Source organism: Micromonospora sp. DH13, from assembly GCF_020873825.1.
Taxonomy (GTDB): Bacteria; Actinomycetota; Actinomycetes; order Mycobacteriales; family Micromonosporaceae; genus Micromonospora; species Micromonospora haikouensis.
In genome coordinates this window covers 109,956-133,810 of record NZ_JAHWGR010000022.1, presented here as the reverse complement: position 1 = coordinate 133,810, position 23,855 = coordinate 109,956, and the positions used below count along the sequence as shown (strand labels likewise).

Genomic DNA, 23,855 nt, shown 5'->3' with positions numbered 1-23,855 from the left:
GCATCACCGCCCGACCGGTCCCGCCCGACCGGTACGCCCCCTGAGCCCTCTCGCCCCGGCTACCCTCGTCGGTCATGCGGCGGATCCTGGTCGTCGGCAGCTCCGGTGCCGGCAAGAGCACCCTGGCCCGCGCGGTCGCCGGGCGGCTCGACCTGCCGCTGGTCCACCTCGACCGGCACTACTGGCGGCCCGGGTGGATCGCCCCCGACCACGCCGTCTGGCGCACCACCGTCGCCGCGCTCGCCGCCGAGCCCGCCTGGGTGATGGACGGCAACTACGGCAGCAGCCTCGACCTGCGGCTGCCCCGCGCCGACCTGCTCGTCCTGGTGGACCTGCCCTGGCCGCTCTGCCTCGCCCGGGTCGTCCGCCGCCGCTGGGCCCGCCGCTCGTCCGGCCGCCCCGATCTGCCCCCCGGCTGCCCCGAGCGCCTCGACCTCGACTTCCTCGGCTACGTCGTGCGCTATCCGCGCCGGTCCCGCCCGCGGGTGCTCGCCGCAGTGGCCGCCCACGCCCCGGGGCTGCCGGTGGTCCGGCTGCGCAGCCCCGCCCAGGTGCGCCGCTGGCTGGCTCTCCTGCCGTCCCGCTGAGCACCCCGGCCCGAGGTCGACCCCGCGCTGCTCGGCCCCGGAACCGGACCCCGCCGCCGAAGGGCCCGTGCCTGCGCCGCGACCACCTCGGCGAGCATCCGCCGGAAGGCGGGCGTGGGCCATGAGTAAGGAATCGTCGGTCTTGCAGCCCTTACCCGGGTCGTGTCAGGATCGGCGTCGATGACTCAACCCGCCCCCGCCCCGTCCGCCGTCGCCTCGCCGCGCCGGATCGCCGTGCTGGCCCTGCCCGCGCTCGTGGTGCTCGCCGCCGAGCCGCTCTACGTGCTGGTCGACACGGCGGTCATCGGCCACCTGGGCCGGGTGCCGCTGGCCGCGCTCGCCGTCTCCGGCACCGTGCTGACCCTGATCGCCTGGTTGGGCACCGTCCTGGCGTACGGGATCACCGGACGGGCCGCCCGCCGCTTCGGCGCCGGTGACCGCTCCGCCGCCGTCGCCGAGGGGGTGCAGGCGTCCTGGCTCGCGCTCGCGGTGGGGGTGCTGGTCGCGGCCGGCATGCAGTTCGGTGCGGGTCCGCTGGCCGAGGCGTTGGCCGGTCCCGGGGAGGTCGCCGACGCGGCGGCGCGGTGGCTGCGGGTCGCCGCGCTCGGCGCGCCCGGCCTGCTGCTCGCCGCCGCCGGCAACGGCTGGCTGCGCGGTGTGCAGGACACCCGCCGGCCGCTGTGGTTCGTGCTCGGCCCCAACCTGCTCTCCGCGGTGCTCTGCGTCCTGCTGGTCTATCCGGTCGGCTGGGGGCTGACCGGCTCGGCGGTGGCGAACGCGCTGGCGCAGACTCTCTCCGGCGGCCTGTTCGCCGCCGCCCTGGCCCGCGAGCGGGTGGCCCTGCGGCCCCGCCTGCGGGTGATCCGCCAGCAGTTGGTGCTCAGCCGGGACCTGCTGGTGCGGGGCGTCGCCTTCCAGGCCAGTTTCCTGTCCGCCACCGCCGTGGCCGCCCGGTTCGGGGCGGCGGCCGTCGGCGGGCACCAGATCGCCGTACAACTGTGGTTCTTCACCGCCCTGGTGCTCGACGCCCTCGCGATCGCCGCGCAGGCGCTGGTCGGGGCGGCCCTCGGTGCCGGCGACGCCGCCGTCGCCCGGGCCCTGGCCCGCCGGATGGCGCTGCTCGGCGCGGTCTGCGGCGTGGCGTTCGCGGTGCTCATCGCCGCCGGGGCCGGCGTCGTGCCCGGCCTGTTCAGCTCCGACGACCAGGTACGCGGGCAGGCCGCGGTCGCCTGGCCGTGGCTGGTGGCGTTGCAGCCGATCGGCGGCGTGGTGTTCGCCCTCGACGGGGTGCTGATCGGCGCGGGTGACGTCCGCTACCTGCGCAACCTGACGATCGTCGCCGCGCTCGGCGGGTTCCTGCCGGCGATCTGGCTGGCGTACGCGTTCGACCTGGGTCTCGGCGGCATCTGGGCCGGCCTGACGCTGTTCGTGCTGCTCCGGCTGGCGGCCCTGCTGCTGCGACTGCGCTCCGGCGGCTGGGCGGTGGTCGGCGCCGTGCGGGGGATGTAAGGAAGGGCCCCCTGTTAACGCATTTGGTAGAGAAGGGCACCCTTCTCACCAGGGGTGCGCCGCATTGTGCCGTGCGGTGGCGGGGGGCGTGACGCCGTCTGGCAGGCTTGGCGGTCGTGAGCGCAGACGGTCTGATCGTGGTCGACAAGCCCGGCGGCATGACGTCGCACGACGTGGTGGCGCGGATCCGTCGCCTGGCGCGCACCCGGCGGGTCGGACACGGCGGCACCCTCGACCCGATGGCCACCGGCGTGCTGGTGATCGGGGTCGGTCGGGCCACCCGGCTGCTGACGTACGTCATCGGCGCCGGGAAGAGCTACGCCGCCACCGTACGGCTCGGGCAGGCCACCGTGACCGACGACGCCGAGGGGGACGTGATCACCGTCACGCCCGCCGACGCCGTCGCCGACGAGGCGGTCCGGGCGGCGTTCGCCGCGCTCACCGGCGACATCGACCAGGTGCCGAGCGCGGTGAGCGCCATCAAGATCAACGGCGAGCGGGCGTACAAGCGGGTGCGCGACGGCGAGAGCGTCGACCTGCCCGCCCGCCGGGTCACCGTCAGCCGCCTCGACGTGCTGGCCGTCCGCCGGGACACGCCCGGCGTGGTGGACGTGGACATCGACGTGACCTGCTCGTCCGGCACGTACATCCGGGCGCTGGCCCGGGACGCGGGCCTGGCGCTCGGGGTCGGCGGCCACCTCACCGCGCTGCGCCGTACGGCCGTCGGGGGTTTCGCCCTCGGCGAGGCCGCGACCCTCGACGAGCTGGAGCGGCGCGCCCCCGAGGTGGTGAACCTGCCCCTCGACGCGGCGGCCGACCGGTTCTTCCCGCGCCGGGAGGCCACCGCCGACGAGGCGAAGGTGCTCTCCCACGGCGGCCCGCTCGACCCGGTCGGGATTGCCGGGCCGTACGCCGTCTTCGGCCCCGACGGCGCTTTGATCGCTATCGTCAGCGAGCGGGACGGTCGGGCGCGCGCGGAGATCGTGCTCGCCCCGGCGTGACGGCGGGGACAGGTGACCGCCGGCCCCGGCCGGCGGGGTACGACCGGCCGAGGCCGGCAGGGGCAACGACAGGGGAGGAGCGTCATGCAGCGGTGGCGGGGGTACGACGCCACGCCCGACGGCTGGGGCAGTTCGGTCGTCACCATCGGCGTCTTCGACGGCGTGCACAGGGGCCACCAGGCGACGATCGGGCACACCGTGGCCCGCGCCCGTGAGCTGGGGGTGCGGTCGGTGGTGGTGACGTTCGACCCCCATCCGGCCGAGGTGGTCCGCCCCGGCTCGCACCCGGCGGTGCTCACCGAGCTGACCCGCAAGGCCGAGCTGATCGAGGCGTTGGGCGTGGACGTGCTCTGCGTGGTGCCGTTCACGCCGGAGTTCTCCCGGCTGCCCGCCGACGCGTTCGTGCACGACATCCTGGTCGAGCACCTGCACGCCACCCTCGTGGTGGTGGGGCAGAACTTCCGGTTCGGGCACCGGGCGGCCGGCGACGTGGCGCTGCTGGAGGAGCTCGGCCGGACGTTCGGCTTCGCCGTCGAGGACGCGCCGCTGGTCGCCCAAGACGACACCGTCTTCTCGTCCACGTACATCCGGGCCCGCATCGACGCCGGCGACGTCGCCGCGGCGGCGGCCGCGCTCGGCCGTCCGCACCGGCTGGAGGGGGTCGTGGTCCTGGGCGACCAGCGAGGCCGGGAGCTGGGCTTCCCGACGGCCAACCTGCTCTGCCACCCGCACGCGGCCGTGCCCGCCGATGGCGTCTACGCCGGCTGGTTCCTGCGCAAGGACGGCCGGGAGCGAATGCCCGCCGCGATCTCGGTGGGGACCAATCCGACGTTCTCCGGCCGGGACCGGCGGGTCGAGGCGCACGTGCTGGACTTCTCCGGCGACCTGTACGGCGAGCGGGTGGCCCTGGACTTCACCGAGCACGTGCGCGGCCAGGTGCGGTTCGACGGGGTGGAACCGCTGATCGCCCAGATGAACCAGGACGTGGCGCGGATCCGCCGGATGCTGGGCATCGCCTGACCGTCAGGCCGGGTCGGCCCAGCGGCCGGTTGGCGGCGTGCCCCATCGGTCGGGCCGCCGCCATGTCGGCGGGTGTGGCGCCGCCATGCCTCCGGGTGTGGCGCCGCCATGGCGCGCGGGCCGCCGCCGCGGCGCGCAGGCCGCCGCCATGTCGCGCGGGCAGGCCGCCGCCATGTCGGCGACATAGCGGCTTCCCGCCGCCGGGATACCCCCATGTCGCCGACATGGCGTGCGGGCAGCTCGCGGGCAGCCGCCGCGGCGCGCGGGCAGCTCGCGGGCAAGCCAGCCAGGCGTGGCGCGCCGGCAACTCGCCGACGTGGCGCGCGAGCGGCTCGCCGGCCGGCGGAAGCGCCCGCCGGGCCCGCGCCAAGGCCCGCCCACCAAGGCCCACCAAGGCCCACTAAGGCCCGCCAGGGCCCGCCAAGGCCGGCCGCCGGGCCCTCCCGGCCGGCCTTGGCGGGCGGTTCCGCGCGGGGCTGGTAGGCTGGCTGGGACGTCGGCTGACCGACGTGGGGCCTCGCGTGCCTGCACGACGCCGCGGGAGCGAGGAGCCGGTCCGTTTCCGGTCCCCTGACCGATCCGACGGACATCACCGAACAACCCACGAAACAGGGAGAACATGGCGCTCGACCAGGAAGCCAAGGCCAAGATCCGCGCGGAGTACGCGACCGCCGAGGGCGACACCGGCTCGCCGGAGGTGCAGGTCGCGGTCCTCACCAAGCGGATCGCCGAGCTCACCGAGCACCTGAAGGTGCACAAGCACGACCACCACAGCCGCCGTGGGCTGCTGCTGCTGGTCGGCCGTCGCCGTCGGCTGCTCAACTATGTCCAGAAGAAGGACATCAACCGCTACCGGTCGCTCATCGAGCGGCTCGGCCTGCGCCGATGACGTCACGGGGGAGCGGCCCGCGCGGGCCGCTCCCCCGTTCGGCGTCCGCCACCTGAGCGCCCGTTCAAGCGTCCGGGATCGGGCGGAACAGGCCATCGGGCCGGAGGGAAGGTCCGGAAGGAACCACCTCCCGGTGACCGAAGGAACGGCCCTCACGGTCTGAGGGCACTGAAGAACAACCGGGCACTGAAGAACAACCGGATACGAAGAACGGCCCTCAGGGTTTGAGGGCACGAAGGAACAACAGGGGCCGCGCGACCACCCGACAGGGAGCCGGTCAGCGTACCGGTCTCCGGTAGTGGCCCCCGGGAGCCCCGGCAGTCGCCGGCACCCCGGGCGCTTCGATCGAAGACCGGCCGTCTGAGCAGCTCCCCGCGTCGCGGACCCCCCGATGCGAAGGAGCACCACCGCACTATGACCGAGCACAACCTCGGCACCGAGTCCCGCACCGCCGTGATCGACAACGGGTCCTTCGGCACCCGCGAGATCACCTTCTCCACCGGCCGGCTGGCCCGCCAGGCCGCCGGCTCCGTCGTCGCCCAGCTCGGCGAGACGGTCGTCCTGTCCGCCACCACCGCCGGCAAGCAGCCGAAGGAGCAGTTCGACTTCTTCCCGCTGACCGTCGACGTCGAGGAGCGGATGTACGCCGCGGGCCGGATCCCCGGCTCGTTCTTCCGCCGTGAGGGCCGGCCCAGCGAGGACGCGATCCTCACCTGCCGGCTGATCGACCGGCCGCTGCGCCCGTCGTTCGTCAAGGGCCTGCGCAACGAGGTCCAGGTCGTCGAGACCGTCCTCGCGCTCGACCCGCAGCACCCGTACGACGTGGTCGCGATCAACGCCGCGTCGATGTCGACCAAGCTCTCCGGCCTGCCGTTCTCCGGCCCGATCGGGGCGACCCGCGTCGCGCACGTGGACGGCCAGTGGGTGGCCTTCCCGACCCTGGAGGAGCTGGCCCGGGCCACCTTCGACATGGTCGTGGCCGGCCGCACCCTCGCCGACGGCGAGGTCGCGATCATGATGGTCGAGGCCGAGGCGACCCCGCACGCCGTGACCCTGATCGCGGGCGGCGCCACCGCGCCGACCGAGGAGGTCGTCGCCAGCGGCCTGGAGGCCGCCAAGCCGGCCATCCGCGAGCTGTGCCGCGCGCAGAGCGAGCTGGCCGAGGTGGCCGCCAAGCCGGTCGCCGAGTTCCCGGTCTTCCTCGACTACCAGCCCGACGTCTACGACGCGGTGGCCGACGTGGCCCGCGCCGAGGTGGCCGAGGCCCTCAAGATCGCCGGCAAGGCCGACCGCGAGGAGGCCCTGGACCGGATCAAGGCCAAGGTCGCCGAGGAGCTGGGCGGCCGTTTCGAGGGCCGGGAGAAGGAGCTGTCCGCCGCGTTCCGGTCGCTGACCAAGTCCGAGGTCCGCAACCGGGTGCTGCGCGAGCAGGTCCGGATCGACGGCCGGGGCCCGCGCGACATCCGCCCGCTGACCGCCGAGGTCGGCGTCCTGCCCCGCGTGCACGGCTCGGCGCTGTTCGAGCGCGGCGAGACCCAGATCCTGGGCGTGACCACCCTCAACATGCTGCGCATGGAGCAGATGGTGGACACCCTCTCGCCGGAGAACCGCAAGCGTTACATGCACAACTACAACTTCCCGCCGTACTCGACCGGTGAGACCGGCCGGGTCGGCTCGCCGAAGCGGCGCGAGATCGGCCACGGCGCGCTCGCCGAGCGGGCGCTGATCCCGGTGCTGCCCTCGCGCGAGGAGTTCCCGTACGCCATCCGGCAGGTCTCGGAGGCGCTCGGCTCCAACGGCTCCACCTCGATGGGCTCGGTCTGCGCCTCGACGCTGGGCCTGCTCTCGGCCGGTGTGCCGCTGAAGGCGCCGGTGGCCGGCATCGCCATGGGCCTCATCTCCGACGAGGTCGAGGGCAAGACGCGGTACGTGACGCTGACCGACATCCTCGGTGCCGAGGACGCGTTCGGCGACATGGACTTCAAGGTCGCCGGCACGCCGGAGTTCGTCACCGCCCTCCAGCTCGACACCAAGCTCGACGGCATCCCGTCGGACGTGCTGGCCGCCGCGCTGCAGCAGGCGTACGAGGCCCGGCAGACCATCCTCGAGGTGATGCAGCGGGCCATCGAGGCGCCGGCCGAGATGTCGGAGTACGCGCCGCGGGTCACCACCGTGAAGATCCCGGTCGACAAGATCGGCATGGTGATCGGCCCGAAGGGCCAGACGATCAACGCCATCCAGGACGAGACCGGCGCCGAGATCTCCATCGAGGACGACGGCACCATCTACGTCGGCGCGACCAACGGCCCGTCGGCCCAGGCCGCCGTCGACCGGATCAACGGGATCGCCAACCCGACCCTGCCGAAGGCGGGGGAGCGGTTCCTGGGCACGGTGGTCAAGACCGCCGCGTTCGGCGCGTTCATCTCGCTGCTGCCGGGCCGCGACGGCCTGCTGCACATCTCCAAGGTGGGCGACGGCAAGCGGGTCGACAAGGTCGAGGACTTCCTCAACGTCGGCGACAAGGTCGAGGTGGAGATCGCGGACATCGACGCCCGCGGCAAGATCTACCTGGACAAGGTCCGCCCGGAGGGCGCCGAGGCGCCGGCCGCCACCGGCGAGGTCGCCGGCGACGAGCGTCCGGCCGGCCGGGGCGGCGACCGGGGCCCGCGTGACCGTGGGGACCGCGAGCGCGGCGACCGGGGTGGTCGTGGCCCGGGCGGCGGCGAGCGCGGCCAGGGCGGCGGCGAGGGTGGCGAGGGCGGCGAGCGTCCGCGCCGCCGGACCCGGCACAGCTGACGTTCCCACCACCGCCGGCCGCCCGGGACGGGCGGCCGGCGGCACCGCACCACCCACCCCTCGTCGAACTGAGAGCAGGTTTCCGTGAGCCGGGCCCAGCGCGCGTCTTTCCCTGCGGGTCGACGGGGGGTGGCCCCGTCCGGGGCCGTCCGGCACGCTGCCGGGGGGCAGCCCGGGCGGGCCGGCGGGTCGGCCCGCGCGGTCACCCGCACGCTGAGCGACGACCCGCTGGGCGGGACGGTACGCCGTACCGTGCTGCCCAGCGGGCTGCGCGTGCTCACCGAGGCGATCCCCGCGATGCGCAGCGTGTCGTTCGGCATCTGGGTGTCCGTCGGCTCCCGCGACGAGACCGGCCCGCAGGCCGGTGCCGCGCACTTCCTGGAGCACCTGCTCTTCAAGGGCACCCACAAGCGCACCGCCCTGGAGATCTCCGCCGAGATCGAGGCGGTGGGCGGCGAGACGAACGCCTTCACCACGAAGGAATACACCTGCTACTACGCCCGCGTGCTGGACGAGGACCTGCCGCTGGCCATCGACGTCATGTGCGACGCGGTCGCCGACTCGCTGCTGGAGCCGGCCGACGTGGAGACCGAGCGCGGCGTCATCCTCGAAGAGATCGCCATGCACGACGACGAGCCGGGCGACGAGGTGCACGACCTGTTCACCCGCGCCGTCTACGGCGACCACCCCCTCGGCCGGCTGATCTCCGGCACGGAGGAGACGGTCAGCCCGATGACCCGCCGGCAGATCCAGGACTTCTACCGCCGCCACTACACCGCGCCGCAGATCGTGGTCGCCGCCGCCGGCAACCTCGACCACGCCGTCGTGGTCCGGCTGGTCCGCGAGGCGCTCGCCGGCACCCCGCTGGACACCGGCCCGGCGGCGCCGGCTCCGCACCGGTCGGCCACCCCGGCGGTACGCGTGCAGCCCGCGGCCACCCTGGTCGAGCCGAAGGAGACCGAGCAGGCGCACGTCATCCTCGGCTGCCCCGGCATCGACCGCGTCGACGGGCGGCGCTTCGCCCTCGGGGTGCTCAACAACGTCCTCGGTGGCGGCATGTCCAGCCGCCTGTTCCAGGAGATCCGGGAGCGGCGCGGCCTGGCGTACTCGGTCTACTCCTACGCCAGCCAGTACGCCGACAGCGGCGTGTTCGCCGTGTATGCCGGCTGCGCCCCCGGCAAGGTCGACGAGGTGCTGGAGTTGACCCGGGCGGAGCTGCGCCGGGTGGCCGCAGACGGGCTGACGGAGGCCGAGGTGGCCCGGGGCAAGGGGATGAGCAAGGGCTCGTTCGTGCTGGGCCTGGAGGACACCGGCTCCCGGATGAGCCGGCTGGCCAAGGGCGAGCTGCTCTACGGCGACCTGATGCCGGTGGACGAGCTGCTGGCCCGCGTCGACGCGGTGACCGCGGCCGACGTGAACACCCTCGCCGCCGAGCTGCTGGCCCAGCCGATGTCCCTGGCCGTCGTCGGCCCGTTCGGCGAGCGCGACTTCTCCGCCTGACCGGCTGCCCGACCACGCCGACCGGCTGCCCGACCGTGCGCCGTCGGCGTCGCCGTCCGCCCGTGGGACGGCCGGCGACCGGCCCGGTGTGGCCGGTGCGGCTGGGATAGGTTGTGGCCGTGACTGACGAGCAGGGGAAGGGCCCGCAGGGGCCGATCCGGGTCGCCGTGCTGGGTGCCCGGGGCCGGATGGGCGTCGAGGTGTGCCGGGCCGTCGAGGCGGCCGCCGACATGGAGCTGGTGGCGGCGCTCGACCAGGGCGACGACCGGTCCGCCGCCGCCGGGGCCGAGGTGGCAGTCGACTTCACCACCCCCGACGTCGTGATGGACAACCTGCGCTGGTGCGTCGAGGCGGGCATCCACGCCGTGGTCGGCACCACCGGCTTCACCGGGCGGCGGCTCGACCAGGTGCGCGACTGGCTGGCCGCCCGGCCGGAGGTGGGCGCGGTGATCGCCCCCAACTTCGGCATCGGCGCGGTGCTGATGATGCAGTTCGCGGAGCGGGCGGCCCGCCACTTCGAGTCCGTCGAGATCATCGAGCAGCACCACCCGCGCAAGCTGGACGCCCCCAGCGGCACCGCCACCCACACCGCCCGCCGGATCGCGCAGGCCCGCGCCGAGGCCGGTCTGGGCCCCGCCCCGGACGCCACGAAGGACGAGGTGCCGGGCGCGCGGGGGGCCGACATCGACGGGGTACGCGTGCACGCCGTCCGCGCCACCGGCCTGGTCGCCCACCAGGAGGTGCTGTTCGGCACGGCCGGCGAGACGCTGACCATCCGGCACGACTCGTACGACCGGGTGTCGTTCATGCCGGGCGTGCTGCTGGCGGTGCGCGCGGTGCGTACCCGCCCGGGCCTGACCATCGGCCTGGACCCGCTGCTCGACTGACGGGCCGCGCCCACCGGGCCGGCGCGGCGGGGAAAGCGGTCGCCGGCCGGCCGCGCCGCACCTAGGCTGCCCGGGTGATCGACTCGAAGCTCCGCGACCGCGCCGGCCGGCACGTCACCCTGCGTCCGGTCGACGACGACAACTGGCGGGCCGTCGCCGACGTCGCGCCCCGCGACGACCAGCGCGCCTGGGTCTATCCGATGGCGGCCCGTTACCTGCTGACCAGCCTGCGCGGCGACGTGTGGACCTCCCTGGCCGTCTACGCCGACGACACCGTCGTCGGGCACGTCATGTGGGGCGTCGACGACGACGGTGCCCGCTGGATCGGCGGGATGGTCGTCGACGCCGCCGAGCAGGGCCGGGGGGTCGGGGCGGCCACGGTGGCGACCCTGGCGACGTGGCTGCGCGCCCAGCCCGGCTGCGCCGCCGTGCGCCTGTCGTACCACCCCGACAACCCGGCCGCGGCCACCCTCTATCCCCGCCTGGGCTTCGCGCCGACCGGCGAGTGGGAGGACGACGAGGTGGTCGCCGAGCTGGTCACCCCGCCGACCCCCTGACGCCCGCCTCGGTGGCGGGGCGGGGGGCGGGGACCGGGGTGGCGGTCAGGGCCGACGGGAGGCGGTCGACGGTGGCCTCGCCGGCGGCGGTGACCGTGACGTCGACCCGGGCGCCCGCGACGCGCAGGTTGCGCGCGGCGAGGGCGCCGAGCCCCGGGCCGGCGAGCGGGGCCAAGCGCACCCGGCCGGCCGGCACGTCGGGGTAGAGCCCGACGCCGGCCTGGAGCAGCAGCACCGCCGACGCGGCGGACCACGCCTGCGGCCGGCACGCCGCCGGATACGGCACGGGCCGCCCGAGCAGCTCCCGGTCGTCGCCGCCGTACAGCTCGGGCAGCCGGTGGTCGAACGCCTCGGCGGCGGCGAGCAGCCCGTCGGCCAGGCCGAGCGCCGCCGTGCGGTAGCCGGCCCGGGCCAGCCCGGCGAGCACGATCGCCGTGTCGTGGGTCCAGATCGAACCGCAGTGGTACGACAGCGGGCTGAACCCGGCGTCGCCGGTGGACATGGTGCGCAGCCCGAAGCCGCCGGCCAGGGCCTCGGTGGTGAGCAGCCGGGCCACCTGCGCCGACTCGTCGGCGGTGAGCAGCCCGGTGCCGAGCAGGTGGCCGATGTTGCTGGTCAGCGAGTCGACCGGGCGCTTGTCCCGGTCCAGCGCCAGCGCCGGCTGGGGGCCGTGCGGCCCGTCGACCCAGAAGGTGGCCCGGAACCGGTCGGCCAGCCGGGCCGCGTGTGCGCGCCACCGGTCCCCGCCGGGGCGGTCGAACGCGTCCAGCAGCGCCGCACCGGCGACCGCCGCCTCGTACGCGTAGCCCTGCACCTCGGCCAGGACGATCGGCGCCTGCGCCTGCCGGCCGTCGCGGAACCGGACGGCGTCGCCGGAGTCCTTCCAGCCCTGGTTGGCCAGGCCGTGGCCGGTGGTGTCGACGTATTCGACGAGGCCGTCGCCGTCGGCGTCGGCGTGCTCGCCGAGCCAGGCGAGCGCGGCCTCCAGGTGCGGCAGGAGCGGCTGCACCTGCTCGGCCGGCAGCCCCCAGCGCCACGCGTCGTGCAGCAGGGCGACCCAGAGCATGGTGGCGTCGACCGTGCCGTAGTACGCCGGCGGCAGCCGCAGCCCCGCGCCGGCGGCGAACTCGTGCCGGCGCAGCTCGTGCAGGATCTTGCCGGGGGCCTCGCCGGTGGCCGGGTCGACCCGCGTGCCCTGCCGCCGGGCGAGCACCCGCAGCGTGCCGGCGGCCAGCTCGGTGCCCAGCGGCAGCAGCATCCGGGCCGCCCACAGGCTGTCGCGCCCGAAGAGGGTGAGGAACCAGGGCACCCCGGCGGCGAGGAAGACATCGCCGGGGTGGGCGGGCTCGGCCAGGCGCAGGGCGTGCAGGTCGTCCAGGGAGCGGTCGAGCAGGCGCACCAGCCGCCGGTCGTCGGCGGTGACCTCGGGGCGGGCCCAGGTGGGTGCGGCGGGCGGGGCGGTCACCACGGCGCGGGGGTCGTCGACGGCGAGCCGCCAGCGCAGCGTGACCGTGCCGCGCGGGGGCAGCTCGACCGGCCAGCTCAGCCGGGGCGCGGTGGCCCGGTCGCCGGCGGCGTCGACGGTCGCGCCCTCGCCGGTGACGGTGACGGTGGTGTCGCCGCCGGACCAGGCGAGGCGGCCGGGGCCGTCGGCCCGTGCCGCCAACGGGTCGGCGGCGTCGCCGGACTTGACCAGCTCGATCGGGGCGAGGTCGCAGCCGAGGTCGACGCTGACGGTGGCCCGTACCCCGGTGGCGGCGGTGGAGACGACGTGGATCTCCTCGGCGAGGCCGGCCGGTGCGAGGCGGCGGACCCGGTCGACCCGGACGGTCGGGTCGGGCCCGGGGTCGCCGAGCCACCGGGCGAGGCCGGCGAAGCGGGCGGCGTGCGGGCCGACGGGCCCCCGGGCCAGCGCCTCGGGCTCGCGGTCGTCGACGCGCAGCTCGGCCCGGGACAGCACGCGGGCGTCGGCGTGGAAGACGCCCTGCACGCCGGACGGGCGGACCTGTCCGGCCGCGTCGCCCAGCGCGCTGGTCGGGGCGTGGACCAGCCCGACGAGGTCGTGCAGCAGGGGTTGCAGGCGGGGTGGGGTCACGGCGGGGCTCCAGTCTTGACAGATCGTCCGGGGCGGTGCAAGGTTCGAAACATTCCGGCAACTTGAACGATCTAATCCTGCCGGATCGGCATTTGATCGTTCAAGACCGCAAGGGGGATTCATGTCGCAGAAGGTGACCATCTCCACTGTGGCCGCACATGCCCGGGTGAGCCGCCAGACGGTGTCCAACGTGCTCAACGCGCCGCACATCGTCCGCGAGGAGACCCGACTCCGGGTGCAGGAGGCGATCACCGAGCTCGGCTACCGCGCCAACCAGGCCGCCCGGCAGATGCGCACCGGCCGGTCCCGGCTCATCGCCGTGCGCATCGAGCCGACCCGGGACGGGATCAACGGCTCCGTGCTCGACCGGTTCCTGCACGGGCTCACCGAGACCGCCGAGAGCGCCGGCTACCGGGTCATGCTCTACACCGCCACCGACGCCCACCAGGAGATCGACGCCTTCGACGACCTGCTCGGCGCGTACGACCTGGACGCGTTCGTGCTCACCGGCACCGAGCGCGGCGACCCCCGTACCGCCTGGCTGGCCGGGCGGGACGTGCCGTTCGTGACGTTCGGCCGCCCGTGGGACGCGCCCGACCCGCACCCCTGGGTCGACGTCGACAACGCCGCCGGGACGGCCCAGGCCACCCGCCACCTGCTGGCCACCGGCCACCGGCGGATCGGCTACATCGGCTGGCCGCTGCCCACCTCGGCGGTCGGCGGCGAGCGCCGCTCCGGCTGGCACGAGACGCTGCGCGAGGCCGGCGTCGACCCCGGCGGGCTGGACCGCGAGACCGTCGACGGCATCGCCGAGGGCGAACGGACGATGCGCGAGCTGCTCGCCGCGGCCGAGCCGCCGACCGCCGTCGTCTGCGCCAGCGACTCCCTCGCCCTCGGCGCGCTCCAGGCGGTGCGCGGAAGCGCCGCGTACGCCCCGCCCGCCGGCCCCCCGACGCCCGGCGGGCCCGTCGCCGTCGTCGGCTTCGACGACACCCCCGTCGCCGCTGCCGTCGGCCTCACCAGCGTCAGCCAGCCCCTCGGCGTGGCCGCCGCCCGCTGCGTCGACCTGCTCACCGGCGTGCTCGACGGGCAGCCCGTCGACTCCCCGGTGCTGCTCCAGCCCTCGCTGGTGCGACGCCAGACCGCGTGACCCCACCACCCCCAGGAGAGTGAGATGACACCCCGATCCCTGCGCCGCGCGACAGTCGCCGGCGTCGCCGCCGTGGCGCTGCTCGGCTCCGCCGCCTGCGGCAGCGGCTTCGACGACTCCACCGACGCCGCCCAGTCCACCGGCCCGGCCAGCCTCCAGATCCTGATCGGGTCCTCCGGCGACGCCGAGACGAAGGCGGTCCAGGCCGCCGCCGCGACGTGGGCCGCCGGCTCCGGAAACAGCGCCACCGTCACCCCGGCGCAGGACCTCACCCAGCAGCTCGGCCAGGCCCTCGCCGGCGGCAGCCCGCCCGACGTCTTCTATGTCGACGCCAGCCGGTTCGCCGACTACGCCAGCGTCGGCGCGCTGGAGCCCTACGGCGACCGGATCAGCAGCCCGGACGACTTCTACCCCAGCCTGCGCACCACGTTCACGTACGACGGCAAGCTCTACTGCGCGCCCAAGGACTTCTCCACCCTCGCGCTCCAGATCAACACGGACCTGTGGGCGAAGGCCGGCCTGACCGACGCCGACGTTCCGACCACCTGGGACCAGCTCACCGCCGCCGCCCGCAAGATCAAGGCCAGGGGCCTGGTGCCGCTGGCCCTCGGCGACACCCGGGACCGGATCGGCGCGTTCCTCGTGCAGAACGGCGGCTGGCTGGTCAGCCCCGACGGCAAGCAGGCCACGGCTGACACCCCGGAGAACCTGGCCGCCCTCCAGTACGTGCGGACGATGCTGGACGAGGGCCTGGCCCGGTACCCGAAGCAGCTCGACGCCGGCTGGTCCGGCGAGGCCTTCGGCAAGGGCAAGGCCGTCATGACCATCGAGGGCAACTGGATCAAGGGCGCCCTGCAGAACGACTTCCCCGACGTGAAGTACCGCGTCGTCGAGCTGCCCGCCGGCCCCAAGGGCAAGGGGACGCTCTCCTTCACCCAGTGCTGGGGCATCGCCGCCAAGAGCCGGTACAAGGAGCAGGCGATCAGGTTCGTCGAGGCGATGACCGCCGGCGACCAGCAGATGACGTTCGCCAAGGCGTTCGGCGTCATGCCGTCCCGGCAGTCCGTGCGCGACCAGTACACCGCCGCCTTCCCGGCCGACAAGCCGTTCGTCGACGGCGCGCAGTACGCCCAGGGCCCGGTGAACGCGCCGAAGATGGACAGCGTCCTCGGCGACCTCGACACCGGCCTGCAGGGGCTGGCCAACGGCGACCCGAAGGCCGTCCTCGCCCGCTTCGACGCCAACGCCAAGGCGGCGCTCGCCGGCTGAGGTGCAAGGAAGGGCCCCTTATTAACCGTATGCGTTAACAAGGGGCCCTTCCTTCCAGGGAGGAGGGAAGATGGGCAACCGCGTCGCGCGCGGCGTCCGGAGCAACGAGAACCTCGCCGGGTGGCTCTTCGTCGCCCCGGTGGTCGTCATCCTCGGCCTGTTCCTGCTGCTGCCGATCCTGATGGCGCTCTGGGTGAGCCTCACCGACTGGAACGGCCAGGGCAGCCCGTTCACCGGTCGGGTCCCGTTCGTCGGGGCCGACAACTACACCCGGCTGTTCGCCGAGGAGGGGCTGGCCCGCCGCGACTTCATGACCAGCCTGCGCAACAACGCCTACTACGTGGCGATCGTGGTGCCGACCCAGACGGCGCTGGCGCTCGGGCTCGCCCTCGTCGTCAACAACCGGATGCTGCGGGGCCGGGGATTCTTCCGTACCGCGTTCTACTTCCCGTCGGTGACCAGCTCGGTGGCGATCAGCGTGGTCTTCCTGTTCCTGTTCGCCAACTCCGGCGCGGTCAACGCCCTGCTCGGCATGCTCGGCATCCGGGGGCCGCAGTGGTTCGCCGACTCCCGGGGCGTGCTGCACCTGCTGCTCGGCGCGGTCGGCGTGGACGCGCCGCCGGCCGCGCTCGCCGCCGGCGGGCCGCTCGGGCTGAGCTGGTGGGACTGGCTGTCCGGGCCGAGCGTCGCCATGGTCTCGATCATCACGCTGGTCGTCTGGACCACCTCCGGCACGTTCATGCTGATGTTCCTCGCCGCGCTGCAGAACGTCCCGGTGGCCCTCGACGAGGCCAGCACCCTCGACGGGGCCGGCCGCTGGCAGCGCTTCCGGCACGTCACCCTGCCGATGATCAAGCCGACCACGTTCCTCGTGCTCACCCTCGGCCTGATCGGCTCCTGGCAGGTCTTCGACCAGGTGTACGTGATGAGCCAGGGCGAGCCGGCCAAGACCACGCTCACCCCCGCGTACCTGTCGTACCGCACCGCGTTCCGGGACTTCGACTACGGCTCCGGCGCGGCCATCTCGTTCGTGCTGTTCCTGATCATCATCGTGCTCACCCTGCTCCAGCGCCGGCTGATGGCCGACCGGGAGCCCGCCGCGCCCCGCCGCGGCCGGTGGTGGCGTCGACGCGTACCGGAAGGGGGTTGAGATGGCCGTGCTCACCGACCGGCCGGCGGCACCCGCGCCGCCCGCCCGGCCGCGCCGCGCCCACGACCGCGCGGCCCGCACGCTGGCGAGCCGCCTCGTCGGGTACGCGATCCTGGTCTTCTTCGCGCTGGTGTTCCTCTACCCGTTCGTCATCCAGATCGGCAACTCGCTCAAGACCGAGCCGGACGCGGCGGCCAACCCGCTCTCGCCCATCCCGGACCCGCTGTCGCTGGCCGGCTTCGAACGGATCTTCGCGGGCACCGCCTTCCCGCTCTGGCTCGGCAACTCGCTGCTGGTCACCGTGCTGGTCACCCTCGGCCGGGTGTTCTTCGACTCGCTCGCCGGCTACGCCCTGGCCCGGCTGCGTTTCCGGGGCCGCGCCGGGCTCTTCGCCGCGGTCGTCGCGGTGCTGGCGGTGCCCGGCGTGGTGCTGCTGATCCCGAAGTTCCTCGTGCTCAACCAGCTCGGCATGTACGACAGCTACGCCGGCCTGGTGGTGCCGCTGCTCGCCGACGCGGCCGGCGTGTTCATCATGAAGCAGTTCTTCGAGTCGATCCCGGTCAGCGTGGAGGAGGCCGCCCGCATCGACGGGGCGGGCGTCTTCCGCACGTTCTGGTCGGTGGTGCTGCCGATGGCGAAGCCGGCGCTGATCACGCTGACCATCCTGTCGTTCCAGGGCTCCTGGAACGAGTTCCCGCACAGCCTGGTCGCGGTGCAGGACCCGGACCTGTTCACCCTGCCGCGCGGCCTGGCCGACCTGGTCAGCGGCTCGCTGGGCAAGGGCACCCAGTATCCGCTCAAGCTCGGCGCGGCGCTGCTGGCCACCATCCCGGTCGCGGTGCTGTTCGTGGTCTTCCAGCGGTATTTCGTGCGGGACGCCAACGACGGCGCGGACAAGGGCTGACCGGGCCGCCGGGCGGCTCAGGGCAGCCGGTCCGGCAGCCCGAACAGCGGGAACAGGGCCGGGTCGAGGAAGTAGTTGAGCCGGGCGACCCGGCGGCCGGAGCAGCCGACCAGCTGGATCGAGAACGGCCGGTGACCGCCCGCCGGATCCCGTCGGTACTGCGCGAACCCCGGGCCGCCGTTGACCGCCACCGGGACCAGCCGGGAGCCCGCGCAGCCGGCCCCCGGGCCGGTCATCCAACGCCCGATGTCACCCGCGCCGCGCAGCCAGAGCCGGTAGGGCGGCATGGTCTGCACGGCGTCCGCCCGCAGCAGCGCGACCAGCGCGTCGATGTCGTACCGCTCGAAGGCGCGCACGTAGCGGTCGAGCAGCTCGCGGTGCGCGGCGTCGAGGGCGGCGGCCGGCGGGTCGGCGTCGACACCCCGGGCGGCCAGCGTCGCGCGGGCCCGCTGCAACGCGCTGTTGACCGCCGCCACGCTGGTGTCGAGCAGGCCGGCGACCTCGTCGGCCCGCCAGCGCAGCACGTCGCGCAGGATCAGCACCGCCCGCTGCCGGGGCGGCAGGTGCTGCAACGTCGCGACGAAGGCCAGCCGCACCGACTCCCGGGCCACCGCCACCTCCGCCGGATCCCCGCCAACGGGCAGCACCCGGGCGTCGGGGGCCGGCCCGACCCACTCCCCGGCGGGCCGGGGCTCGCCCAGCGCCGACAGCACCGGCGCCGACGGCCCGGCGAGGTCGGTCGGGACCGCCCGGCGGGACCGGCCGCGCAGCAGGTCGAGGCACACGTTGGTGGCGATCCGGTAGACCCAGGTGCGGACGCTGGACCGGCCGTCGAACGCGGCCAGCCCCCGCCAGGCGCGCAGCAGCGTCTCCTGGACGGCGTCCTCCGCGTCGAAGGCCGAGCCGAGCATCCGGTAGCAGTAGCCGGTGAGCTCCACCCGGTGCCTCTCCAGGTGCTGCTCCGACGGCGGATGCTGCTCCGACGGCGGGTGCTCCTGCGGCCCGGCCGGCGCAGGGGCTGGGGCCGGCGTCGCGCGGGCACGACTCGTCGACACGCTCATCCCGCCACCGTAGGCGGCACCACCGACATTCCCGGCAACCCCGACGCGCCGGCAGGCAGACCGCGTGGTCAGCCGGCGGCGGCGTCGCCCTCCGCCGCGCCCTCGGCGGGCACCGCCACGTGCAGCCGGAGCTGGTTGACCAGCATGTCGTCCACGTCGAGGGCGCGGGCCGCGCCGTCGGGCTCCCAGCCCGCGCCGGTGAGGAACTTCCGGGTCGCCGCGTCGGCGTCGAACGCCCACGCCACCGCCCGGTCGAAGCCGTCGGAGCGCCACAGGTCCACGCTCGCGGCCAGCAGCCGGCTGCCGTGCCCGCGCCGCCCCCAGCGCGGCTCGACCAGCAGGTCCGTCACCGCCACCACGCCGGACCCGAGCGCCTCGGCCGGCTCGTTCGGGGCGAGGGACTCGGCGTCGGCCGGCCCGGACGCGGCAAATCCCACCAGATACGATTGTTCGGCCTGTTCGACGGCGACGAGCACCCGGTGCGCGCCCGAGGGCGGCTCCTGAACCGCCGCGCTCCACCGCCTGGCGAGATACTCCTCGTCCAGGTTGTCGAGCACGTGCCGGGGCAGGATCCGGCGATACGCGACCCGCCAGGTCGCGAGCTGGATGCGTGCGATCTCGCCGGCGTCTTCCGGACGCGCCGGGCGGACGTACCCGAGAGCCATGGGACGGAAGCCTACGCAGGGCGAGGGAGGCCACGGTGGCGCAGGGTGCCAAACGGACGATCGGGCAGGTCGCCGCGGTGGTCGGGCTCGCCGTCGCGGTGACCGCGTTCCTGTCCGTGGCGGCCGTGCGGCACGGCTTCTTCGACCTGAAGGTCTACTACGGCGCGCTCCACTTCTGGGTGCACGACGGCGGGGAGATCTACGACTTCCTCAAGCCCGGCACCCAGTACGGCTTCACCTACCCGCCGTTCGCCGCCCTGGTCATGCTGCCGATGGCCCTCCTGCCGTGGCCCGCCGCGATCGCGGTGAGCGTGACCGCGTCCGTGGTGACCAGCGCCGTGCTGATCTGGTGGCTGCTCGCCCCGGTCGCCCGCCGCTGCGGCTGGACCGGCTGGTTCGCCCTCGCCGTGGCGCTCTGCCTGGCCGCCGCGTTCGAGCCGATGCGCGAGACGGTCAACTTCGGCCAGGTCAACATGCTGCTGCTGTTCCTCGTCGCGGTGGACCTGCTGCGGCTGCTGCCGGCGGGCAACCGCTGGGCGGGAGTGGGCATCGGGCTGGCCACCGCGATCAAGCTGACCCCGGGGATCTTCCTCGTCTACCTGCTGGTCACCGGCCGCTGGCGGGCCGCCCTGACCGCCGCCGGCACGGCCGCCGGGGCGACCCTCGTCGCCGCCGCGCTCTTCCCCGACGCGTCCCGCGAGTTCTGGACCTCCGCGCTGTGGAACACCGGCCGCGTCGGCGAGCTGGCGTTCGTGTCGAACCAGTCGCTGCAGGGCGTGGTCGCCCGGCTCAACCCCGAACACCCCAGCACCGTGGCCTGGCTGGCGCTGGTCCTCGCCACCCTCGCCGTCTGGGCGTGGCGCTCGCGGGCCGCGGTCCGGGCCGGCGACGAGGCCACCGGCCTGGCCCTGACCGGCGCGCTGATGTGCCTGGTCAGCCCCGTGACCTGGGTGCACCACCTGGTCTGGCTGCTGCCGGGGCTGATCCTGCTGGTCGACAACGGCACGGCGGCGCCCGCGCGCAGCCGCCAGCGCCGCGTCCTGCTGGCCGCCGCGATCATCGGGTACGCCCTGCTGTGCAGCCGCATCGTCTGGGCCTGGGAGAAGGACTTCACCGGCATCGACGGCTTCCTCGGCAGCAACACCTACGTCTGGATCAGCCTCGCCCTGCTGCTGTTCCTGCCCGTGCGCCGCCCGGCGGGTCAGCCGTCGAGCAGCCCCGCGTACCTCAGCTCGACCAGCCCGAGCGGGGGCGCCCCGCCGGCCAGCGGCACCGGGTAGGTGGTCCGCTCGCCGTCCGGCGACAGCCCGGACCGCTCGTAGAAGCGCCGGGCCCGCCGGTTGTCCCGCAACACCCACAGCCGGTACGCCGTCCAGCCCCGCCCGGCCAGCCGCTGCTTCGCCGCCGCCAGCAGCCGCCCGGCCGTCCCGTCGCCCCAGTGCGCCCGCTCGACGTACATGGCGATCACCTCGCCGAGCGTATGGTCGAGGTCGGCCCGGTCCTGCCGGTTGCGGTACGGGCCGAACGTGGTGAACCCGATTACCGCGCCGTCGCGCTCGGCGAGCAGCGTGGTGAACGGGTGCTCCGGGTCGGCCGTGCCCAGGTCCCGGCGGCGCTGTGCCCAGGCCGCCACGTTGAGCCGGGCCAGCACCTCCGCCGGCATGAACCCGGCGTAGCCGTCCTGCCAGCCGTGCACGTGCACCCGGGCCACCGCCTCGGCGTCGTCCGGCTCCTCGGGGCGGATGATCAGCATGCGTCCGTTGTATGCCCCGGTGGCCGTGACGTCCAGCCAGCCGCACCGGTGTCGTACCCCTGGATTAGGGTGCCCGACGATGACCGCACCGGAATCGCTCTCGCTCGCCCAGGCCCGCCGGGTCGCCCTGGCCGCCCAGGGCTTCGCCGACCCACCGCCCGCCGGCGTGCCCACCCGCCGGCACCTGCGCCGGGTGCTCGACCGGGTCGGGCTGATCCAGATGGACTCGGTCAACGTGCTGCAACGCGCGCACTACCTGCCGCTCTACAGCCGGCTCGGGCCCTACCCGACGGCCCTGCTCGACGCCGCCGCCTACCGCCGCCCCCGCGAGCTGTTCGAATACTGGGGGCACGAGGCGTCGCTGGTCCCCGTCGGGCTGCACGCGGCGCTGCGCTGGCGGATGGCCAAGGCCCGCGACGAGGCGTGGGGCGGGATGCGCCGCATCGCGCAGGAGCAGCCCGAGCTGGTGGCGTGGGTGCGCGACGAGGTCGCCGCCCGGGGCCCGCTCACCGCCGCCGAGATCGAGCACGACGCGCCCCGGGAGACCGGCAACTGGGGCTGGAACTGGTCGACCGTGAAGCGGGCGCTGGAGTTCCTCTTCTGGGCCGGCGAGGTCACCGCCGCCGACCGCACCCCCTCGTTCGCCCGCCGCTACGACCTGCCCGAGCGGGTGTTGCCGGCCGCCGTGCTGGACGCGCCCACCCCGACCGACGCCGAGGCGCACCGCGCCCTGGTCGCGATCGCCGCCCGCTCGCTCGGCGTCGCCGCCGAGCCGGAGCTGCGCGACTACTTCCGGCTGCCCGTCGCCGGGGCCCGGCGGGCGGTCGCCGAGCTGGTCGAGGCGGGCGAGCTGACCCCGGTCACGGTCGAGGGCTGGCGGCACCCGGCCTACCTGCACGCCACCGCCCGGCTGCCCCGCTGGGTGCGGGGCAACACCCTGGTCAGCCCGTTCGACCCGCTGGTGTGGGAGCGGAGCCGCACCGAGCGGCTGTTCGGCTTCGCCTACCGCATCGAGATCTACGTCCCGGCCCCGCAGCGGGTCCACGGCTACTACGTGCTGCCGTTCCTGCAGGGGGAGCGGTTCACCGCCCGGGTCGACCTCAAGGCCGACCGCAAGGCCGGCGTGCTGCTGGTGCCGGCCGCCTGGGCCGAGCCGGGCGTCGATGCGGGGGAGACGGCGGTGGCCCTGGCCGCCGAGCTGCACCGCCTGGCCGGCTGGCTGGGCCTCAGCGCGGTAGCCCCGCCCGCCGCCGGTGACCTCGCTGTTCCGCTGGCCGCCGCCCTGAGGAGCGTGGCCGGTGTACCGTGAGCGGCGTGACGAGCGTCGACGGCCCGGCGGCCCCGCACCCGCACCCGCACCCTGACGCGCAGGCGCCCGCGCCCGCGCCGGGGGAGTGGCCGCCGGGGGCGTACCCGGTGGCGGAACCCGACCGGCTGACCCGCCTCGTGATGCGGGTGCACGCCCGGTCGCCGCGCTGGGCGGCCCCCCTGGCCGCGCTCGGCTGCGTCGGCCTCGGCATGGCGTACGCGCTGCTCAGCGACCCGACCCGGGCCGCGCCCGACGCCGCCCCCAGCTGCCTGCTGAAGCTCACCACCGGGCTGGACTGTCCGGGCTGCGGCGGCACCCGCGCGCTGTGGTACGTGCTGCACGGCGACCTGCCGGCCGCCGCCCGGCACCACTTCCTCTTCGTCTTCGCGCTGCCCTTCCTGACCTACCTGTTCGTCGCCTGGGCGGGCCGGCAGGCGTTCGGCTGGCGGCTGCCGCAGCCCCAGGTCAGCTCGAAGGTGATCGGCGGCTTCCTGGCCCTGTGGCTGGTCTTCTCGGTGGCCCGCAACCTGCCCTGGGCCCCCTTCACCTCCCTCTACGTCTGACCTGGGCCCCGCCTGGCCGGGGCCGCGTCTGACCTGGCCTGTGTCTGGCCCGGCCTGTGTCTGGCCCGGGCGGGCAGCTTGGCGCACGCCTGCGCGATCGGATGCGGAGCCTGCGGGCCATAGCGAGCTGAGTCGTTTACGACATCACCGCCGCCCACGGGCTGCCGCGACTCCGGCTGGGGCCCGACTCCGGCTGCGGCCCGGAGCCGGCCGTGACCCGGCTGCGGCCCGACTCCGGCTGCGGCCCGGCCCCGGCCTCGTCCCGACCCCACCCTGATGTCGTAAATGACTCAGCTCCCTAGGCGGGAAACCGGGACGGTCCCTTCCGGTGGGCGACGCGCCGGGCCAGCGGGTGACCGCCGTTGCACCGGGCGCGCCCGACTTGGGCGGCCGGCCGGCGGGCCACTACAGTCCCTGGCATGCCGGAGATGGTGCAGCCCCAGGTCAAGCTCGTCGCGTGGACCCAGTTCCAGGCCCCGGACGACGTGCCGTGGTCGACCGACGCCGAGGGCGGCCAGGCGCTCGCCGAGTTCGCCGGCCGGGCCTGCTACCAGAGCTGGTCCAAGCCGAACCCGGCCACCGCCACCAACGCCGGCTACCTGGCGCACATCCTGGAGGTGGGGCACCTGTCGGTGCTGGAGCACGGCTCGGTGAGCTTCTACTTCACCGGGGTGTCCCGCTCGTTCACCCACGAGCTGATCCGGCACCGGCACTTCTCCTACTCCCAGCTCTCCCAGCGGTACGTCCCGGAGCGCGACGCCGCGATGGTCGAGCCGGCGGTGATCGCCGACGACCCGGAGCTGCACAAGCGGTTCGTCGAGGCCGCCGAGGCGAGCGTGCGGGCGTACACGGAGCTGCTGGAGGGCCTGGAGCAGCGCTTCTCCGCCGAGCCCAACCCGACGCTGCGCCGCAAGCAGGCCCGGCAGGCGGCCCGCGCGGTGCTGCCCAACGCCACCGAGACCCGGATCGTGGTCACCGGCAACTACCGGGCCTGGCGGCACTTCGTCGCGATGCGGGCCACCGAGCACGCCGACGTGGAGATCCGCGAGCTGGCCGTGGAGTGCCTGCGTCAGCTCCAGCGGGTCGCCCCGAACGTGTTCGCCGACTTCGTCATCTCCACGCTGCCCGACGGCACGGAGGTGGCGGCCAGCCCGCTCGCCGAGCTGTCCTGAACCCTTCCCCACCGGCCC

At 74.7% G+C, this 23,855-nt stretch carries 21 protein-coding genes; 17 read left to right on the top strand and 4 right to left on the bottom strand.

From position 1 onward, the window contains the following. The first annotated feature begins 74 nt into the window (after positions 1-74). The 9 genes from LPA42_RS21180 (at position 75) to LPA42_RS21140 (ending at position 10,746) form a co-directional block, all read left to right on the top strand. Positions 75-587: an adenylate kinase gene (locus tag LPA42_RS21180; protein ID WP_077936701.1), complete on the top strand. Its 513-nt coding sequence runs from the start codon at positions 75-77 to the stop codon at positions 585-587. Between the two features lie 180 nt (positions 588-767). Further along, a complete protein-coding gene (locus LPA42_RS21175) occupies positions 768-2,096 on the top strand; it encodes an MATE family efflux transporter (RefSeq protein ID WP_077936702.1) in 1,329 nt (442 codons plus the stop codon). Between the two features lie 116 nt (positions 2,097-2,212). After that, positions 2,213-3,097: a tRNA pseudouridine(55) synthase TruB gene (gene truB / locus LPA42_RS21170; RefSeq protein WP_043962416.1), complete on the top strand. Its 885-nt coding sequence runs from the start codon at positions 2,213-2,215 to the stop codon at positions 3,095-3,097. 84 nt (positions 3,098-3,181) lie between these two features. Next, positions 3,182-4,117 (top strand): bifunctional riboflavin kinase/FAD synthetase, encoded by a 936-nt coding sequence (locus tag LPA42_RS21165; protein ID WP_043962417.1) that lies wholly within the window; start codon positions 3,182-3,184, stop codon positions 4,115-4,117. Positions 4,118-4,736: 619 nt separating this feature from the next. After that, positions 4,737-5,006: a 30S ribosomal protein S15 gene (rpsO, locus tag LPA42_RS21160; protein WP_043962418.1), complete on the top strand. Its 270-nt coding sequence runs from the start codon at positions 4,737-4,739 to the stop codon at positions 5,004-5,006. 414 nt (positions 5,007-5,420) lie between these two features. Then, positions 5,421-7,802, top strand: coding sequence for a polyribonucleotide nucleotidyltransferase (locus tag LPA42_RS21155; RefSeq protein WP_043962419.1), 2,382 nt, complete (start codon positions 5,421-5,423; stop codon positions 7,800-7,802). A 129-nt stretch (positions 7,803-7,931) separates the two neighbouring features. Beyond that, positions 7,932-9,302: a pitrilysin family protein gene (locus LPA42_RS21150; protein ID WP_096761602.1), complete on the top strand. Its 1,371-nt coding sequence runs from the start codon at positions 7,932-7,934 to the stop codon at positions 9,300-9,302. 119 nt (positions 9,303-9,421) lie between these two features. Continuing rightward, the gene (gene dapB, locus LPA42_RS21145) at positions 9,422-10,189 is read left to right on the top strand and encodes a 4-hydroxy-tetrahydrodipicolinate reductase (protein WP_077936719.1); all 768 of its coding nucleotides are present in this window, start codon (positions 9,422-9,424) and stop codon (positions 10,187-10,189) included. A gap of 74 nt (positions 10,190-10,263) precedes the next feature. Then, positions 10,264-10,746 carry a GNAT family N-acetyltransferase gene (locus LPA42_RS21140; RefSeq protein WP_077936705.1) on the top strand — a complete coding sequence of 161 codons (483 nt, stop codon included), beginning with the start codon at positions 10,264-10,266 and terminating at the stop codon, positions 10,744-10,746. Here LPA42_RS21140 and LPA42_RS21135 read toward each other — a convergent pair. Further along, positions 10,727-12,841: a glycogen debranching N-terminal domain-containing protein gene (locus tag LPA42_RS21135; protein WP_096761603.1), complete on the bottom strand. Its 2,115-nt coding sequence runs from the start codon at positions 12,839-12,841 to the stop codon at positions 10,727-10,729. The genes LPA42_RS21140 and LPA42_RS21135 overlap by 20 nt on opposite strands. Before the next feature lie 121 nt (positions 12,842-12,962). Here LPA42_RS21135 and LPA42_RS21130 point away from each other — a divergent pair, with 121 nt between their 5' ends. From LPA42_RS21130 to LPA42_RS21115, 4 genes are all read left to right on the top strand, one after another. After that, entirely contained in the window at positions 12,963-13,991 is a 1,029-nt protein-coding gene (locus tag LPA42_RS21130) for a LacI family DNA-binding transcriptional regulator (RefSeq protein ID WP_077936707.1), read from the top strand. A gap of 24 nt (positions 13,992-14,015) precedes the next feature. Beyond that, positions 14,016-15,260: an extracellular solute-binding protein gene (locus LPA42_RS21125; RefSeq protein WP_077936708.1), complete on the top strand. Its 1,245-nt coding sequence runs from the start codon at positions 14,016-14,018 to the stop codon at positions 15,258-15,260. 70 nt (positions 15,261-15,330) lie between these two features. Continuing rightward, complete coding sequence (locus tag LPA42_RS21120) at positions 15,331-16,410, top strand: carbohydrate ABC transporter permease (protein ID WP_077936709.1); 1,080 nt, start codon at positions 15,331-15,333, stop codon at positions 16,408-16,410. 1 nt (position 16,411) lies between these two features. After that, positions 16,412-17,314: a carbohydrate ABC transporter permease gene (locus LPA42_RS21115; RefSeq protein WP_077936710.1), complete on the top strand. Its 903-nt coding sequence runs from the start codon at positions 16,412-16,414 to the stop codon at positions 17,312-17,314. Between the two features lie 17 nt (positions 17,315-17,331). Here the strand turns inward: LPA42_RS21115 and LPA42_RS21110 are convergent, their stop codons facing one another. Then, on the bottom strand, positions 17,332-18,375 hold the full coding sequence (locus LPA42_RS21110; protein ID WP_077936711.1) for a sigma-70 family RNA polymerase sigma factor: 1,044 nt from the start codon (positions 18,373-18,375) through the stop codon (positions 17,332-17,334). A 68-nt stretch (positions 18,376-18,443) separates the two neighbouring features. After that, complete coding sequence (locus LPA42_RS21105) at positions 18,444-19,040, bottom strand: GNAT family N-acetyltransferase (protein WP_077936712.1); 597 nt, start codon at positions 19,038-19,040, stop codon at positions 18,444-18,446. Positions 19,041-19,075: 35 nt separating this feature from the next. Between LPA42_RS21105 and LPA42_RS21100 the strand changes: the two genes are divergently transcribed. Further along, positions 19,076-20,320, top strand: a complete 1,245-nt coding sequence (locus LPA42_RS21100; RefSeq protein WP_077936713.1) for a glycosyltransferase family 87 protein — start codon at positions 19,076-19,078, stop codon at positions 20,318-20,320. Here the strand turns inward: LPA42_RS21100 and LPA42_RS21095 are convergent. Continuing rightward, positions 20,242-20,793: a GNAT family N-acetyltransferase gene (locus LPA42_RS21095; protein WP_077936714.1), complete on the bottom strand. Its 552-nt coding sequence runs from the start codon at positions 20,791-20,793 to the stop codon at positions 20,242-20,244. The two genes, LPA42_RS21100 and LPA42_RS21095, sit on opposite strands and share 79 nt — an antisense overlap. Positions 20,794-20,872: 79 nt before the next feature. Here LPA42_RS21095 and LPA42_RS21090 point away from each other — a divergent pair, with 79 nt between their 5' ends. The 3 genes from LPA42_RS21090 to thyX all read left to right on the top strand — a co-directional run bounded on the left by LPA42_RS21090 (position 20,873) and on the right by thyX (position 23,837). Next, positions 20,873-22,102, top strand: coding sequence for a winged helix-turn-helix domain-containing protein (locus LPA42_RS21090; RefSeq protein WP_077936715.1), 1,230 nt, complete (start codon positions 20,873-20,875; stop codon positions 22,100-22,102). Next, positions 22,099-22,665 (top strand): DUF2752 domain-containing protein, encoded by a 567-nt coding sequence (locus LPA42_RS21085; RefSeq protein WP_077936716.1) that lies wholly within the window; start codon positions 22,099-22,101, stop codon positions 22,663-22,665. The genes LPA42_RS21090 and LPA42_RS21085 overlap by 4 nt, the downstream gene beginning before the upstream one ends. A gap of 428 nt (positions 22,666-23,093) precedes the next feature. After that, a complete protein-coding gene (thyX, locus tag LPA42_RS21080) occupies positions 23,094-23,837 on the top strand; it encodes an FAD-dependent thymidylate synthase (protein ID WP_074474055.1) in 744 nt (247 codons plus the stop codon). Positions 23,838-23,855: the final 18 nt, after the last annotated feature.